General features: G+C 66.3%; 17 protein-coding genes. 11 read left to right on the top strand and 6 right to left on the bottom strand.

What is annotated here, in order from left to right:
* Nucleotides 1-8: 8 nt before the first annotated feature.
* Nucleotides 9-485, top strand: a complete 477-nt coding sequence (locus tag QFZ42_RS25890; protein ID WP_307703722.1) for an FKBP-type peptidyl-prolyl cis-trans isomerase — start codon at nucleotides 9-11, stop codon at nucleotides 483-485.
* A gap of 40 nt (nucleotides 486-525) precedes the next feature.
* Here the strand turns inward: QFZ42_RS25890 and QFZ42_RS25885 are convergent, their stop codons facing one another.
* Complete coding sequence (locus tag QFZ42_RS25885) at nucleotides 526-2,109, bottom strand: CYTH and CHAD domain-containing protein (protein ID WP_307703721.1); 1,584 nt, start codon at nucleotides 2,107-2,109, stop codon at nucleotides 526-528.
* A 177-nt stretch (nucleotides 2,110-2,286) separates the two neighbouring features.
* Between QFZ42_RS25885 and QFZ42_RS25880 the strand changes: the two genes are divergently transcribed.
* On the top strand, nucleotides 2,287-2,709 hold the full coding sequence (locus QFZ42_RS25880) for a VOC family protein (protein ID WP_307703720.1): 423 nt from the start codon (nucleotides 2,287-2,289) through the stop codon (nucleotides 2,707-2,709).
* Nucleotides 2,710-2,735: 26 nt separating this feature from the next.
* A complete protein-coding gene (locus QFZ42_RS25875; protein ID WP_373423368.1) occupies nucleotides 2,736-3,950 on the top strand; it encodes a pirin family protein in 1,215 nt (404 codons plus the stop codon).
* A 38-nt stretch (nucleotides 3,951-3,988) separates the two neighbouring features.
* On the opposite strand, the gene QFZ42_RS25870 is transcribed toward QFZ42_RS25875, so the two are convergent.
* Nucleotides 3,989-4,279 carry a YciI family protein gene (locus QFZ42_RS25870; RefSeq protein WP_307703718.1) on the bottom strand — a complete coding sequence of 97 codons (291 nt, stop codon included), beginning with the start codon at nucleotides 4,277-4,279 and terminating at the stop codon, nucleotides 3,989-3,991.
* 147 nt (nucleotides 4,280-4,426) lie between these two features.
* Here QFZ42_RS25870 and QFZ42_RS25865 point away from each other — a divergent pair, with 147 nt between their 5' ends.
* Both QFZ42_RS25865 and QFZ42_RS25860 read left to right on the top strand, forming a co-directional pair.
* Entirely contained in the window at nucleotides 4,427-5,506 is a 1,080-nt protein-coding gene (locus QFZ42_RS25865) for a M4 family metallopeptidase (protein ID WP_307703717.1), read from the top strand.
* Nucleotides 5,503-5,841, top strand: a complete 339-nt coding sequence (locus tag QFZ42_RS25860) for a protealysin inhibitor emfourin (protein WP_307703716.1) — start codon at nucleotides 5,503-5,505, stop codon at nucleotides 5,839-5,841. The genes QFZ42_RS25865 and QFZ42_RS25860 overlap by 4 nt, the downstream gene beginning before the upstream one ends.
* A gap of 21 nt (nucleotides 5,842-5,862) precedes the next feature.
* Here the strand turns inward: QFZ42_RS25860 and QFZ42_RS25855 are convergent, their stop codons facing one another.
* Nucleotides 5,863-7,191 carry an Nramp family divalent metal transporter gene (locus tag QFZ42_RS25855; RefSeq protein ID WP_307703715.1) on the bottom strand — a complete coding sequence of 443 codons (1,329 nt, stop codon included), beginning with the start codon at nucleotides 7,189-7,191 and terminating at the stop codon, nucleotides 5,863-5,865.
* 103 nt (nucleotides 7,192-7,294) lie between these two features.
* Between QFZ42_RS25855 and QFZ42_RS25850 the strand changes: the two genes are divergently transcribed.
* From QFZ42_RS25850 to QFZ42_RS25840, 3 genes are all read left to right on the top strand, one after another.
* Nucleotides 7,295-7,603, top strand: coding sequence for a putative quinol monooxygenase (locus tag QFZ42_RS25850; protein ID WP_307703714.1), 309 nt, complete (start codon nucleotides 7,295-7,297; stop codon nucleotides 7,601-7,603).
* Between the two features lie 76 nt (nucleotides 7,604-7,679).
* A complete protein-coding gene (locus QFZ42_RS25845; protein ID WP_307703713.1) occupies nucleotides 7,680-8,276 on the top strand; it encodes a hypothetical protein in 597 nt (198 codons plus the stop codon).
* Nucleotides 8,277-8,295: 19 nt separating this feature from the next.
* Complete coding sequence (locus QFZ42_RS25840) at nucleotides 8,296-8,892, top strand: hypothetical protein (protein ID WP_307703712.1); 597 nt, start codon at nucleotides 8,296-8,298, stop codon at nucleotides 8,890-8,892.
* Between the two features lie 70 nt (nucleotides 8,893-8,962).
* Here the strand turns inward: QFZ42_RS25840 and gap are convergent, their stop codons facing one another.
* Together gap and QFZ42_RS25830 are read right to left on the bottom strand one after the other, a co-directional pair.
* On the bottom strand, nucleotides 8,963-9,964 hold the full coding sequence (gene gap, locus QFZ42_RS25835; protein ID WP_307703711.1) for a type I glyceraldehyde-3-phosphate dehydrogenase: 1,002 nt from the start codon (nucleotides 9,962-9,964) through the stop codon (nucleotides 8,963-8,965).
* A gap of 68 nt (nucleotides 9,965-10,032) precedes the next feature.
* The gene (locus tag QFZ42_RS25830) at nucleotides 10,033-12,141 is read right to left on the bottom strand and encodes a transketolase family protein (protein ID WP_307703710.1); all 2,109 of its coding nucleotides are present in this window, start codon (nucleotides 12,139-12,141) and stop codon (nucleotides 10,033-10,035) included.
* 135 nt (nucleotides 12,142-12,276) lie between these two features.
* Here QFZ42_RS25830 and speD point away from each other — a divergent pair, with 135 nt between their 5' ends.
* The 3 genes from speD to QFZ42_RS25815 are packed head-to-tail and all read left to right on the top strand — an operon-like array spanning nucleotide 12,277 to nucleotide 14,788.
* On the top strand, nucleotides 12,277-12,657 hold the full coding sequence (gene speD / locus QFZ42_RS25825) for an adenosylmethionine decarboxylase (protein ID WP_307703709.1): 381 nt from the start codon (nucleotides 12,277-12,279) through the stop codon (nucleotides 12,655-12,657).
* A gap of 26 nt (nucleotides 12,658-12,683) precedes the next feature.
* A complete protein-coding gene (locus tag QFZ42_RS25820) occupies nucleotides 12,684-13,394 on the top strand; it encodes a nucleotidyltransferase family protein (protein ID WP_307704304.1) in 711 nt (236 codons plus the stop codon).
* Nucleotides 13,391-14,788, top strand: coding sequence for an aminopeptidase P N-terminal domain-containing protein (locus tag QFZ42_RS25815; protein WP_307703708.1), 1,398 nt, complete (start codon nucleotides 13,391-13,393; stop codon nucleotides 14,786-14,788). Before QFZ42_RS25820 ends, QFZ42_RS25815 begins: the two co-directional genes overlap by 4 nt.
* Here the strand turns inward: QFZ42_RS25815 and QFZ42_RS25810 are convergent.
* Nucleotides 14,730-15,704: a LysR family transcriptional regulator gene (locus tag QFZ42_RS25810; RefSeq protein WP_307703707.1), complete on the bottom strand. Its 975-nt coding sequence runs from the start codon at nucleotides 15,702-15,704 to the stop codon at nucleotides 14,730-14,732. The genes QFZ42_RS25815 and QFZ42_RS25810 overlap by 59 nt on opposite strands.
* Nucleotides 15,705-15,733 lie beyond the last annotated feature (29 nt).

The raw sequence follows: 15,733 nt of genomic DNA, 5'->3' as shown, positions 1-15,733 counted from the left end.
ATGCCCGCATGAAAATCGAAAAAGACACCGTCGTCACCCTCAAGTACAAAGTCGCCGACACCCAGGGCAAGCTCATCGAAGCCAGCCCCGAGCCGATGGCCTATCTGCATGGCGGGTACGAGAACACGCTGCCCAAGATCGAGGAAGCGCTCGATGGCAAGGAAAAGGGCTACCAGACCACGCTGAACCTCGCGCCTGAAGACGCCTTCGGCCTGCGCGACGAGGCGCTGGTGCGCACCATTCCCAAGGCGGAGTTCCCACCGGGCGTTAAGGTGGGCGGCCAGTTGCAGGGGCGGCTCGACGATGGCACCGAGCACGTCTTCACCGTAACGAAGATCAAAGGCCCGGTGGTGCTGCTCGACGGCAACCATCCGTGGGCGGGCAAGGCGCTGCGCTTCAGCCTTCAGGTGACGGACGTGCGCGCGGCGTTGCCGGTGGAGATCGAGCATAAGCACGTGCATGGGGCGCACGGGCACCACCACTGATCGAAGCTCCGATCGATCGATTTTCAGGCAGGCCCGCTGCCTACTTCTTTGCCCAGAACCGCGGCGCCTTCTCGATCTTGTCCAGCGCCTTGCGGCACGCCTTCGCGCCGGCCGCATGGCGCGCGCTGAACCAGCCGACGGCGAACCATGCACGCGCATCGTGCGCAGCGGCTTCGCGGTAGATGGCCATCGCCACGGCTTCGTCGTTGAACTCGCCCAGGGCGTCCTGCGCCGGGCGCAGCCGGTTCAGGTAGCGCTCGGCAGTTGATGTTTTCTTTTCGTCGTCCGCATCGGCGAACAGCGGCGCCACGAACTCGGCCAGATAGCGCAGGCGCTTGAGCCGCTTGCGGGTGCGATGCTGGTCTTCCGTAGGCAGGGACTCGAAGCGCTCGCCGTCGCGGACGACCTGTTGATGCAGGTGCTGCAGCCGTTTGCGCAAGAAGCGGCGGGCGTCGTCGGAATTCAGCGGTAGTGACTGTTCCTGCCGCGCCGCTTCTGCGTGCACCGAGGCGGTGAAGCCGATGAGCGAAACCAGCGCCGATTGAAATGCCGGCGCACGCACGATGTCGCTCGGTGACGGCGCACCAGCCGCTGCTTGATCGCCCGCGAGCGGATCGAACGCCGGTGCCCCCGCGCCGCGCAATTGCGGCTGCGCGAGCTTCACGATCTGCTCGCGATCGCGCAGTGCACCGAGAGCGCGAAAGGCTTCGACCAGCGGCGGCTCCCATTCGGCAGCAGCAAAAAGGCTCCCGCTCGCATCGAGCCCCGCGAGTTCGCGCAATGCGGTGCGCAGCCGGCGGATGCAGATGCGCAGCTGATGGATCTGTTCTTCGTCGATGCTGCCAGCCGCGATTTCGCTGGCGTTGGGCAGCATCTGGGCGAGACAGGACGCAACCACGGCCTGCTGGATGGCACGGCCGTCGAGCGTGTTGTCCTTTTCATCGGCGAACCGGGGCGGCTCGGCCTTGATGGCCGGCACGACGTCGAGCTTTGCCAGCAGGCGCGCGCCGCGTTCCGCCTTGGAGACCGTGCTGAACCAAAGGCCGTGCTGCTGCGACCAGCGGCGCGCCAGCGCAACGAGGCCCTGCACATCGCCGCGCTTGAGCTCGAGCTCCAGTTCGCACACCGGCGATTCGCGCTGCTCGGGCGTGCCCGCATGGGCGACGACCTTGCCGAGGTCGAGCGCCAGCTCCACCACCGCGGCGCCAGCCCCCGTGGTGCGCACGTCGCGCGTCAGCCGAACAATGTCGGTGGACTGGCGCTCGACCAGCGGCGCACCGCTTTCGGCCAGCACCTTGGCGAGCCGCTCGCCAACCGGCGTGCCCTGGTGGCGTTGCGGGTCGACCGTGGGCGATGCGCCGCCCGCCGCGGCGCCAAGGTCGACGTTGTGTTCGAGCCGGTGCAGCGCGTTGTCGCCGGCGGCCTTGACGGTCTGCACCCAGCGTCGCCCTTCCTTGCGCAGGCGCAGCACGATGCCTTGCGCGGCCAGCGCCTGGTCGTCGGTGTCGAAGTAGCGCGCCTGCAAACGGGTGCGCACCACGGTGCCGCGGCGCATGGCGGCCTCCACAGCCTTCAGGCGCTCGGCGGGAATATGAAACTTGAACTCGATTTCCATGAGGGCCATGATGCCCGCTCTTTTCCACGCCGCGCCACCCGGGAGCCCGGGCTCGGAGATCGCCGACAGGCTCAGCCACAAAAATATGTGGACGCCGTCCATTTTCTTTGGTATCTTTTGTGGACGGTGTACACAACACGCCGGCAAACCACCCGCTCCACGCTTCATCGACACAGGAAGACAACCATGGCCAACAAGCAAATCTTCGTGAACCTCGCCGTCAAGAACCTCGACAAGTCCAAGGCATTCTTCGCCGCTCTGGGCTATACCTTCAACGAGAAATTCACCGACGCCAACGCGGCTTGCATGGTGATCCAGGAAGGCAGCATTCACGCCATGCTGCTGGTCGAAGACTTCTTCAAGACCTTCACGAGCAAGAGCCTCACCGACACGAGCAAGAGCACCGAGGTGCTGCTGTGCCTTTCGTGCGAAAGCCGCGCCGAGGTCGATGCGATGGTGGCCAAGGCAGTGGCCGCGGGCGGCACGGTGCCGCGCGAGCCGCAGGACTACGGCTTCATGTACGGCCACGGCTTCCAGGACATCGACGGCCACCTGTGGGAGCTGATGTACATGGACCCGAACGCCGAAGTGACCCACCAGAATCCGTAACGCGGCGCCACTGGAGAACGAGCGCCATGCCCATCGTTCCATATGCGCTCTTCACTGTTGCACGGAAGGCACCTTCCTTAAAGCACGTTCGCCCCGATATTCCGAAGAACAATGTTGCCGCGCGTTCCGCGGCGCGATCAACGGAAAGGAATACCGAGGTGTCCAGCAACAACAACAGCAATGAAGAAGGCAGCAGCCCCGTGCTGCAGGTGAGCGCGCTCGGCTTTCCGTGGCAGACGATCGACCCGTTCCTGTTCTGCGTCTACCACGACGACGCCTATCCCAAGGCCAACGCGCAGATGGGGCCCGAGGCTGCATTGGCAGGCCGCCAGATCGGCCAGGACTTCAGCCGCAAGGACGGCTGGAGCATGTACCACGGCGACACGGTGCCGGGCTTTCCGTCGCACCCGCACCGGGGCTTCGAGACGGTGACCATCGTGCGCAAGGGGCTGGTCGACCATTCGGATTCGCTGGGCGCCACCGCGCGCTTCGGCGGCGGCGACGTGCAGTGGCTCACGGCGGGCAAGGGCATCGTGCATTCCGAAATGTTCCCGCTGCTCGACACGGGTGCGGCCAACCCGCTGGAACTGTTCCAGATCTGGCTCAACCTGCCGGCCAGGAACAAGATGGCTGAGCCGCACTTCACGATGTTCTGGTCGGAAGCGATTCCGCGCTTTGCATCCGACGATGCAAAGGGCGGTCGCACCGAGGTCGTGGTGATCGCGGGGCGGTTCGGCGATGCCGCGGGCAACGCAGGACAGGCGTCGATCACTCCGCTTGCGCCGCCGCCCGACTCCTGGGCCGCGCAGGCCGATGCCGACGTGGCGATCTGGACCCTGAATATGACGCCCGGCGCGCAGTGGACGCTGCCCGCTGCTGCGGGCGAGGGCACGCGCCGCATGCTGTATTTCTTCAAAGGCGCCGCGGCCCACATCGCAGGCCAGCGCGTGGTAGGCCCGGCCGCCATCGAGCTGCGCGCCGGCATGGCCGTCGAGCTGCAGAACGGCGATGAAGAAGCGAGCGAATTCCTGCTGCTGCAAGGCCGCCCGATCGCCGAACCGGTCGCGCAATACGGCCCTTTCGTGATGAACACGCAGGCCGAGATCAGCCAGACCATGGCCGACTACCGCCGCACGCAGTTCGGCGGCTGGCCTTGGAGCGATTCGGCACCGGTGCACGGGCGCGAGGCCGCGCGCTTTGCGCGGCACCCCGGCGGGCGCGAAGAAAAGCCGGGTGCCTGACGCATGCGGCCTCAAGGGCCGGTCGAAGGATCAGGGCATCAAAAAGTTTTAAGCAGCTCGATGGCAGGCGCGGTCATGCTGGGCACGAACTCGATCACGTGCGTGCTTGCCGCACCGCTCTGCACGAACGGATCGCGCGCCAGCACCGCATCGAGCGCGGCCCGGTCGCCCGACCGCGCGAGGATCACGCCGCCCTTGCGCGGCACCTGCCGGCCCGAGGCCACGAAGAGGCCGCTTGCGTAATGCTTTCGTAGCCAGGTCATGTGTCCATCCATCAACGCATCGAGCTCTTCAAGCGGACGGATGTAGGTGAGGGTGACGATGAACATGGACGAGGCGGCAAGTAGATCTGGAACGTGCAATCCTATGGCCTGAAGCGTGGGCATTCCGTGACACGAGAAGTAACGTAGTGATCTATGTTTTGCAGCTTCTGCTAACTTCTTTTTCATTGCTTCAACTATCAAGGGAGCCGTTCAATGCCGCTTCAGTCGCCGCGCCTTTTGCCGCCTGGCTTCGTACCGCCGTATCTGCTGGACCGGCTGGCCGAACGTGCGAGCGCCCATGCCAGCGCGCGGGCTACGCAGACACTGATGATCGATCGCGAGCACCGGGGTCTTCGCGAGGCGGTGGCCGCCCAAGGCACGCAAGGCGTCTCGTCGGGGCGGCCTCCGGCGTATGTCCGGCGCGACTCGCCCCAGCGCGCCGTTCACGACGCGGAGCACACCATGAGCCTGCCCGGCCGGCTGGTGCGCGCCGAAGGGCAGGCCGCCACCGGCGACATCGCGGCCGACGAGGCCTATGACTACCTGGGCGCCACCTACCGGCTGTACCGCGACATCTACGAGCGCGACTCCATCGACGGCGCGGGCATGCCGCTCGCGGGCAGCGTGCACTACGGCAACGACTACGACAACGCCTTCTGGAACGGCAAGCAGATGGTGTTCGGCGATGGCGACGGCGAAGTCATGAACCGCTTCACGATCGCGGTGGACATCATCGGCCACGAACTGACGCACGGCGTGATCGACCACGAGTCTGGCTTGGTGTACCAAGGGCAGTCGGGCGCGTTGAACGAATCGATCTGCGACGTGTTCGGCGTGCTGGTCAAGCAGCATCTGCTGAAGCAGACGGCGCAACAGGCCGACTGGCTCGTGGGTGCGGGGCTTTTCACCGACAAGGTGAAGGCGCGCGCCCTGCGCTCGATGGCCGAGCCGGGCACCGCCTACGACGACCCGGTGCTGGGCAAAGATCCGCAGCCTGCCCACATGAAAGACCTGGTGATCACGCGGCAGGACAATGGCGGCGTGCACATCAATTCCGGCATTCCGAACCGCGCCTTCCATCTCGCCGCCACGGCCATCCAGGGCCCGGCCTGGGAAACCGCGGGCCGCGTCTGGTACGACACGGTGTGCGACCGGCGGCTGCGCCGGGACGCCGATTTCCTGGCCTTTGCACAACTGAGCGTGGAGAATGCAGCCAAGCGCTTCGGCGCCGACAGCGCGGCACACAAGGCCATCGGCGCCGCATGGAACACCGTGGGGGTCACACCATCATGATTCAGCTTCCGCCTCTGGACCAGGCTTCGGTCGTGCGCGTCACGCGCGAGGGCGGCGTGGCCTACCTGCCGGGCCTGTCGCGCCCGCGCAGCTATCAGCTGGGCAACTGCAGCGAAGAACTGCGCCAGCAGATCGGCGAGGCATTGCAAAGCGCCGCGCCGCATGCGGGGCAGCGCGACGAACCCGGTTCGCCGGGCGGCGACCAGCGCTTCTACCGCGTCGAGGTGGTGGTGGAAAGCACCACCACCCATTCGGGTTCGGTCAGCTTCGAGGTGCCCGAGAACGAGGCGCCCGAGGCGCTGGTGCACCTCTGGAAAGATGCGGCCGACCGCTGAGGCGGCCTGCGCGGCCCAGCTTCAGGGGCCGCCGAGAACCGTCGACACCACCAGCCACACGTTGGCCGCGCTGATCGTGCCGAACAGCCCCCAGGCGAGCAGCTTGACGACGCTGCCGTTGGCAAAGCCGCCCATCAGCGCGCGGCTGCTGGTGAAACGGATCAACGGCCACATCGCGAACGGCAGCTGAAAACTCAGCACCACCTGGCTCAGCACCAGCATCTTGCCGACGCCACCGTCGCCGAACCACCAGACGCCGAGAAAGGCCGGCCCGAGCGCCAGCCCGCGCGTGATCAGGCGGCGCTGCCAGCACGGGATCTTCAGGTCGAGAAAACCTTCCATGATGATCTGGCCCGCGATGGTGCCGGTGAAGGTCGAGCTCTGGCCCGAGGCCAGCAGCGCCACGCCGAACAGCGTGGCCGCGAGCGCGCTGCCCACGATGGGTTCGATGAGCCGGTAGGCATCGTCGATCTCGGTCACCTCCACATGGCCGGTGCTGTGGAAGGCGCTGGCCGCCAGCACCATGATGGCCGCGTTGACCAGCAGCGCGAGCGAAAGCGAGAACACCGCGTCGAAGGTGCAGAAGCGCACCGCCTCGCGGCGCGCCGCGTCGCTGTCGGCCACCAGCCGGGTCTGCACGATGGACGAATGCAGGTAGAGGTTGTGCGGCATCACCGTGGCGCCGACCACGCCGATCGCAAGGTACAGCGCACCCGGCTGCTGCAACCGCTCGAAGCTGGGCGCGAAGCCCATCGCCACGCCGAACCAATTGGGCTGCGACATCGCAAGCTCCACCACAAAGCAGCCCGCGATGGTGCCCACCAGCCCGAGCACGATGGCCTCGACGCGCCGGAAGCCCGCGCCCTGCAGACCCAGCACGAGCAGCGTGTCGAACGCCGTGATGGCAATGCCGACCGGAATCGACACACCGAACAGCAGATGCAGCGCGAGCGCGCTGCCCAGCACTTCGGCCAGGTCGCAGGCCACGATGGCGAGTTCCGCACCCAGCCAGAGGAAGCGGCTCACGCGCGGCGAATAGTGTTCGCGGCAAACGCGCGCGAGGTCTTTCTGCGCCACGAGGCCGAGCCGCACGCACAGCGTCTGCAGCAGCATGGCGGCGAGGCTCGCGAGCAGCACGACGAAGAGCAGGCCGTAGCCGAAACGCGAGCCGGCCTCGATGTCGGTCGCCCAGTTGCCTGGGTCCATGTAGCCGACCGACACCAGCAGCCCAGGGCCCGCATAGCGCAGCAGCTTCTTGCCGAAGGGCAGGTCCTGCGGGACCGCCACGCTGCCCTTGACTTCGGAGGGGCAGAACGGCGCTGTGGCGGTGCGGGGCAGGGGAAAGAACATGCGGGCGATGATAGGGTCGGTCGCGCGCGAGACCAGCGCCCAGGCGGTGGATCTTTTAGATTCGACGCTCGCCATTCACTCAACCACACCGGAGCCTTTTCTCATGATTCATGTCGTTGCCGTCATCACCGCCAAGCCAGGCCAGCGCGCCAAGCTGCTCGAAGCCTTTGCCGCCAACCGCGCGGCCGTGCTGGCCGAAGAAGGCTGCATCGAATACGGCGCCACGATCGATGCGCAAGGCGTCCCCGTGTCGAAGGCCAGCTTCGGGCCGGAGACCTTCGTGGTCATCGAGAAGTGGGAGACGCTGGCTCACTTGCAGGCCCATGGCGTCGCGCCGCACATGAAAGCCCATGGCGAGAAGACCAAGGAGTTGGTCGAGCGCAAGCTGATCCACGTGCTCGAACCGGTCTGAAAATCGGGCTTCGCGCGCGGCGCAATGCCTGCTACCCTCGCGCCGGGATCAGGCATCCCGAGGAGGGACTCAAGGCATGGCGATCTTCTTCAGACCGCGGGGCTTGCGCGTGCGCGCCTTCACCGCAAGGCTCTGCGCACTGGCCGCGGTCGTGCTGGCGGCCGGCTGCGCACAGCTGAGTGCGCCGCCTTACGCCGCCGACTACGAGGCGCTCGACCGGCTTGAAGCCGCCCGTCCCGGCATGGTGGCGGTTGCGAAGGTGCAGCCGACCGACCCGAACGACGGCATCAACACGCTGAGCCTGCGCCGCGCAAGGCTGCTTTCGCCCAGCGGCACCTTCGCGCAATACCTGGAAGACGCGCTGATGCGCGACCTGGGAGAAATATCGGCCTACGACCCCAAGTCTCCGACCCGCATCGCGGCGCGCATCCTGGTCAATGAATTGGACCTCGGCGTGATCAACGGCACGGGCCGCATGGATGTGGAGGTGGTGGTGACGCGTGCGGCCGCACAGCGGTTGCGCAAGACCTACCGCGGGGAGATTGCCTTCGATTCGAGCTACGCGAACATCGTGGCCGTGCCCGCCGGACAGGCCGCCTATCCACGGCTCGTGCGTGCGCTGCTTCGGCAGGTGTATGCCGATCCGCAGTTCATCGCCGCGATTGCGCCCTAGAACCGGAGAAAGCAGCACCATGCCGTTTCATTTTTCTTCGGCCGCCCGCCTGTTTGCTGCCGCGGCCCTCGCCACCGTGCTGGCAGGTTGCTCGCATCCGATCACCATGATCACCGAGACAGCACCACCGCGATCGATGGCCCACCTGATTCCGAAGAAGGTGGCCTATGTGATGACCGATGCCCAGCGCGACCAGCAGGTGACCACCGCCGGCGGCAGCGGTGACCGCGTGAGCTACTACCCGTACCGTGATCTTGAAAAGTCGATCCGCGATGCGCTGCGCGCGGTGTACCGCGACGTGGTCGTGCTGCGCACCGCCGGCGATGCCAAGGCCAACGAAGTGGCGGGCGTGTCGCTGGTGTTCACGCCGCAGATCAAGACCGATTCGAGCTCGTCCTCATGGATCACTTGGCCGCCCACGGCGTTCACCGCCGAGGTGAGCTGCGTGGTGAGCGATGCCGCGGGCGCCGAGGTCACGCGCGTGCGCGCGACCGGCAACGGCACGGCGGAGTTTGGGGAGTTCAACGGCGACTATGGGCTGGCCGCACGACGCGCGGCCAAGCAGATGACTTCGCAGCTCAGCAGCGAGATTCGAAGGAACGAGAAGCTGCGTTGAAACAACGCGCTCGTTGGCCGGCAATAAAAAACGCGCCCGAGGGCGCGTTTTTTATTGAAGCGTCGAAGCCTTACTTCGAAACGACCTTCACCATTTCGAGGCACTTGTTCGAGTAGCCCCATTCGTTGTCGTACCAGCTCACGAGCTTGACGAAGGTGCTGTCGAGCGCAATGCCGGCTTCGGCGTCGAAGATCGAGGTGCGCGGATCGCCGCGGAAGTCGGTGGCCACCACCTTGTCTTCGGTGTAGCCCAGCACGCCCTTGAGCGCGCCTTCGCTCTGCGACTTCATTTCAGCGCAGATTTCCTTGTAGGTGGCTTCCTTCTCGAGCTCGACCGTGAGGTCGACCACCGACACGTCGGAGGTCGGCACGCGGAAGCTCATGCCGGTGAGCTTCTTGTTGAGCTCGGGGATCACCACACCGACGGCCTTGGCGGCGCCGGTGCTCGAGGGAATGATGTTTTCCAGAATGCCGCGGCCGCCGCGCCAGTCCTTGTTGCTCGGGCCGTCGACGGTCTTCTGCGTGGCGGTGGCGGCGTGCACGGTGGTCATCAGGCCGCGCTTGATGCCCCACTTGTCGTTCAGCACCTTGGCGAGCGGCGCCAGGCAGTTGGTGGTGCAGCTGGCGTTGCTGACGATGGCTTCGCCAGCGTACTTCTTGTCGTTCACGCCGTAGACGAACATGGGGGTGTCGTCCTTCGACGGGGCGGACATGATCACCTTCTTGGCGCCCGCGTCGAGGTGCTTCTGGCAGGTTTCCTTGGTGAGGAAGAGGCCAGTCGATTCGAGCACGATGTCGGCGCCGACTTCGTTCCACTTCAGCTGCGAGGGGTCACGCTCCTGCGTGAGGCGGATCTTCTTGCCGTTGACGATCAGCGTGTTGCCTTCCACCGTGACTTCGCCCTTGAAGCGGCCATGCACCGAGTCGTACTGGAGCATGTAGGCCAGGTAATCGGGCTCGAGCAAGTCGTTGATGGCGACGATCTCGATGTCGTTCTTGAAGTTCTGCACCGCAGCGCGCAACACGTTGCGGCCGATGCGGCCGAAGCCGTTGATACCGAGTTTGATAGCCATCTGATTTGCTCCTAAGGTTGAAAAACTTTTTGATCGAACGGAAAGAAGAAGAAAACGCCTTCCCGGGCTCAGTCGCGCAGTGCAGCTTCGACCGTGGCGGCCACGTTCTCCGCCGTGAAACCGAAATGCTTGAACAGCTGCGGCGCGGGAGCCGACTCGCCGTAGCTGTCGATGCCCACGACGGCGGCGCAGCCGTACTTCCACCAGCCGCCGGTGCAGCCCATTTCGACGGCGATGCGCGGCAGCTTCTTCGGCAGCACGCTCTTTTTGTAGGCCACGTCCTGGCGGTCGAAGGTGGTGGTCGAGGGCATCGACACCACGCGCACAGCAATTTTCTTCTCGGCCAGCAATTTCTGCGCGGCGAGGGCCAATTGCACTTCGGAACCGGTGGCGATGATGACCGCGGCGGTCTTCTTGCTCTTGAGGCCCACGGCTTCGGGCTCCGACAGCACATAGGCGCCGCGGCTGATGTCGCCGAGGTCGCCCTTGGGTGCGTAGGCGATGTTCTGCCGGCTCAGCAGCAGCGCGGTCGGGCGCGACTGGTTTTGCAGCGCCACAGCCCAGGCCACGGCGGTTTCGGCCGTGTCGCCCGGACGCCAGACGTCGAGGTTCGGAATCAGGCGCAGCGACGCGGCGTGCTCGATCGACTGGTGCGTGGGGCCGTCTTCACCCAGGCCGATGGAATCGTGCGTGAACACGTGCACCACGCGGCGCTTCATGAGCGCGGCCATGCGGATGGCGTTGCGGCTGTAGTCGCTGAAGGTCAGGAAGGTGCCGCCGTACGGAATGAAGCCGCCATGCAGCGCCACGCCGTTCATGATGGCCGCCATGCCGAACTCGCGCACGCCGTAGTTGATGTGGCGGCCGATCACGCCGTGGGGCGGCTCGGCCTTGTCGGCGGTGCTGTCGGGCTTGGGCTCGTCTTCGGCGCCCTGGGCCGGCTGCTGCGGCTGGCCCATGACCACGGCACCGGTCTTCGCATCGAAGCGCAGCGCGGCGGTGCTCTTGGTGTTGGTGAGGTTGGAGCCGGTGAGGTCGGCGCTGCCGCCGAGCATTTCGGGCAGCGCGGCGGTAAAGGCCTCCAGCGCGAGCTGGCTGGCCTTGCGGCTGGCCACGGTTTCGCCCTTGGTGTGGGCGGCTACCACGGTGTCGAACGCCACCTGGTGGAAGTTCTTGGGCAGCTCGCCCTTCATGCGGCGCGTGAACTCGGCGGCCAAGTCCGGGAAGGCCTCGGCATAGGCGGCAAACTTCTCGTTCCAGCCGGCTTCGGTCTTCGCGCCTTCGGTCTTGTGGTCCCAGTCGGCATACGCTTCCTGCGGCACTTCGAAGGCAGCGTACGGCCAGTTCAGTGCGGCGCGGGTGAGGGTGATTTCATCGGCGCCCAGCGGCTCGCCGTGGGCCTTGGCGGTGTTGGCGCGGTTCGGGCTGCCCTTGCCGATCTGCGTCTTGCAGATGATGAGGGTCGGCTTGGTGTCCTGCTTCTTCGCCTTGGCGATGGCCTTGGACACGTCCTTGGCGTCGTTGCCGTCGATCGGGCCGATGACGTTCCAGCCGTAGGCCTTGAAGCGTTCTTCGGTGTTGTCGATGAACCAGGGCTTCACCTGGCCGTCGATGCTGATGCCGTTGTCGTCGTACAGCGCAATCAGCTTGTTCAGGTGCCAGGCGCCGGCCAGCGCGCAGGCTTCGTGGCTGATGCCTTCCATCATGCAACCGTCGCCGAGGAAGGCGTAGGTGTGGTGGTCGACGATGTCGTGGTCCTTGCGGTTGAACTCGGCCGCGAGCAGCTTCTCGGCCAGCGCAAAGCCCACGGCATTGGTGATGCCCTGGCCCAGCGGGCCGGTGGTGGTTTCCACGCCCGGGGTCACGTCGACTTCAGGGTGGCCCGCGGTCTTGCTGTGCAGCTGGCGGAAGTTCTTGAGCTCGGCGATGGGCAGGTCGTAGCCCGTGAGATGCAACACCGAATACAGCAGCATCGAGGCATGGCCGTTCGAGAGCACGAAGCGGTCGCGGTCGAACCAGTGCGGGTTGGCCGGGTTGTAGCGCAGGTGTTCGCCCCAGAGTGCGACGGCCATGTCGGCCATGCCCATCGGTGCGCCCGGATGTCCGGAGTTTGCTTGTTGGACGGCATCCATGGCCAGCGCGCGAATCGCGTTGGCCATCAGGGCTTGGTTTGCCATGGGCGGTGGACTTTCGGGGAATGTGGATTGGGGGGAACCCGCGATTTTACCGGGCTCGCTCCGACCCGCTCCAATACGGCCTGAACACCCGACTGATGTTCTTTGGCGACAGCCGGACTGCTAGAGTTGCCACTCATGCATGGACTGCACCTCACCGCCGATCTCCACGACTGCCAATGCGCGATGCAATGGCTGACCGACAAGGAGGCGCTGGGCGCCGTCTGCATCAAGGCCGTCACGGCCGCCGGGCTGCAGCCCGTGGGCAAGCTGGTGCACGGATTTCCGGCCACGCCGGAGGGGCCGGGCGGCGTCACCGCCACGGTGCTGCTGGCCGAATCGCACCTGTGCCTTCACACCTGGCCCGAACAGCGCGGCGCCACGCTCGATGTGTATGTCTGCAATTTCGGCGGCGACCATTCGGCCAAGGCGCACGCGCTGATGGAATGCCTGGTCTCGCTGTTCCAGCCCGGCCGCAGCGAACGCAACGAGCTCGTGCGCGGTCAGGTGGCCGCGTGAACAGCACCCCGGTTTCCGCGCGGGCGATGATCCTTGCGGCAGGCCGCGGCGAGCGCATGCGGCCGCTGACCGACACCGTCCCGAAGCCGCTGCTCGAGGTCCACGGCAAGCCGCTGATGCAATGGCCCATGGAGGCGCTGGCTGCCGGCGGCTTCACCGAACTGGTGGTCAATACGGACTGGCTGGGCGAGCAGATTTCGGACCGGTTCGGTGCAAAGCCCTTGCTGGATGGCCATGGCGCGCTCTCAATTTCATACTCCGACGAGGGCCGCGACTTCGGCGGCGCGCTCGAAACGGCGGGCGGCATCGTGCGCGCGCTGCCCCGGTTGGGCGAGGTTTTCTGGGTTGCGGCCGGCGACGTGTTCGCACCCGATTTCGCCTTCACGCAGGCCTCGGTGAACCGCTTCGCGGCCAGCGGCAAGCTGGCCCACCTGTGGCTGGTGCCGAACCCGGCGCACAACCTGAAGGGCGATTTCGGCCTGTCCGCCGAGGGGCTCGCGCTGAACCAGGCCGCCGAGAAGTACACCTTCTCGACCATCGGCCTCTACCGCGCCGCTCTCTTTGCACCGCCTTACTGCGGCATTCCCGCGGGCAATTCGGCGGGCGCCAAAGCCCCGTTGGCACCCATCCTGCGTGCGGCGATGGACAATGAACTCGTGAGCGCCGAGCTCTACACCGGACCCTGGACCGATGTGGGAACCCCCGAACGGCTTGCCCAACTGAACACGCCAAGATGACCTCAGCAGACACCACCACGATCTACGCCGAGCGCCGCGCGCGCCTTGCTTCGCAACTGGGCAAGGACGGCATCGCCATCATCCCCACCGCGCCCGAGCGGCAGCGCAACCGGGACAGCGACTTCCTGTACCGGCACGACAGCTACTTCTATTACCTGACCGGCTTCACCGAGCCCAACGCCTGGCTGGTGCTCGCGGGCGACGGCCGGAGCACGCTGTTCTGCGCACCCAAGGACCTGGAGCGCGAGATCTGGGACGGCTATCGCCTGGGCCCCGACGCGGCGCCCGAGGCGCTTGGCGTGAACGAGGCCTTCTCGGTCAACGATCTCGACGCCAGGCTGCCGAAGCTGCTCGAGAACCGGTCGACCGTGTGGTTTCCGTTCGCGATTCACAAGGGCCTCGAAACCCGCATCGACGGTTGGCTGCAATCGGTGCGCGCGCGCGTGCGCTACGGCGCGCTGTGTCCCGAGGAGCAGCGCGACCTGTGCGGCCCGCTCGATGAGATGCGCCTCGTCAAGGACGCGCACGAACAGGACATCATGCGGCGCGCCGCGCAGATCAGCGCGCGCGCGCACATCCGCGCGATGCAGCTCTCGGCGCGCATGCTGCGCGAGGGCAAGGACGTGCGCGAATACCACCTCGACGCCGAGCTGCTGCACGAATTCCGCCTGAACGGCTCGCAGTACCCGGCCTACGGCTCCATCGTCGCGGCGGGTGCCAATGCCTGCGTGCTGCACTACCGCGCCGACGCGGCACCCGTGCGCAAGGGCGAGCTGGTGCTGATCGATGCGGGGTGCGAGCTCGACAGCTACGCCAGCGACATCACGCGCACCTTTCCCGCCGACGGCAAGTTCAGCGGGCCGCAGCGCGCGCTGTACGACCTGGTGCTCGCGAGCCAGGACGCGTCGGCCGCGGCCACCAAGGCCGGCAACCGTTTCACCGACCCGCACGACGCCGCGGTGAAGGTGCTGGCGCAAGGCATGCTCGACCTCGGCCTGCTCGACGCCAACAAGGTGGGCAGCGTCGGCGACGTGATCGACTCTCGTGCCTACTTCCAGTTCTACATGCATCGCACCGGCCACTGGCTCGGCATGGACGTGCACGACTGCGGCAGCTATGTCGAGCCCACGCAGGTCGGCGAGGTGAGCGAGCGCAAGGATCCGCTCTCGAACGAAGTCATCAAGAACCGGCCGAGCCGCATCCTGCATCCCGGCATGGTGCTGACGCTGGAGCCCGGCCTTTACGTGCGGCCCGCCGAGGGCGTGCCCGAGCAGTTCCACAACATCGGCATCCGCATCGAGGACGACGCCATCGTCACCGCCACGGGCTGCGAACTCATTTCGCGCGGCGTGCCGGTGAAGGCCGACGAGATCGAGGCAGTGATGCGAGCTTGACCGCCCGCTGGGACACCGGCGGCGGTGCATGCCGCGCCTGAAGGAAGTCGATGAACACCCGCAGCTTGCGCGGTATTTGCGCAGAGCTCGGGTGGTAGAGGTAGAAGCCCGGAAACGTCGGCCACCAGGGCTGGAGCAGCGGCACCAGCCGGCCGCTTTCAAGGTCGGCGCGCACCGAACCTTCGAAGGTCGTTGCAATGCCGGCCCCGTCACGTGCCGCGGCCAGCAGGACCTCGCCGTCGTTGCTGATCAGCGGTCCGGCCACTTCGATGTCGAGCACGCGGCCGTCCTGCGCGTATTCCCAGCGATAGAGGCCGCCCGTGGTCAGGCGGTAGTTCAGGCACTGGTGCTCGCGCAAGTCGTCGGGGGTTTGCGGCAGCTTGCGGCCGGCGAGGTAGCGCGGCGCCGCACAGGTGACCATGCGCAACGGTCCGCCGATCGGCACCGCGATCACGTCCTGCGCGAGGCTTTCGCCCAGGCGGATGCCGGCATCGAAGCCGCCTTCCACCAGTTCGACCAAGCGGTTGTCGCAGACGAGTTCGAGCGTGATGCCGGGGTAGGCTGCGGCGAAGTCGCCCATGTGCGGAAAAAGCAGAAGCTCGGCGGACGTTCGCGAGACATTCAGGCGCAGCAGGCCGGCCGGCTTGTCGCGCGCTTCGTCGATGCCTTCGACTGCCTGCGCGAGTGCGGCCAGTGCCGGCTGCGCGCCCTTCAGCAGTTGCTGGCCCAGCTCGGTGACGCCGACGCGCCGCGTGGTGCGGTCGAGCAGGCGCACGCCCAGCCGCCGCTCGAGCGTGCGCATGGTCTGCGACAGTGCCGAAGGGGATACGCCCAGTTCTTCCGCCGCCCGCGTGAAGCTGGCGTGGTGCGCAACGCGTGCGAAGGCGGCAATGGCGGGAAGCAGTTCGGGCGACATGCGCAATTATGAAGACAGGCTTCAGAGCG

Source organism: Variovorax paradoxus, from assembly GCF_030815855.1.
GTDB classification, from domain to species: Bacteria; Pseudomonadota; Gammaproteobacteria; order Burkholderiales; family Burkholderiaceae_C; genus Variovorax; species Variovorax paradoxus_M.
Note: the sequence above shows the minus strand (reverse complement) of the source record. Positions and strands in the feature narration are given on the sequence as shown.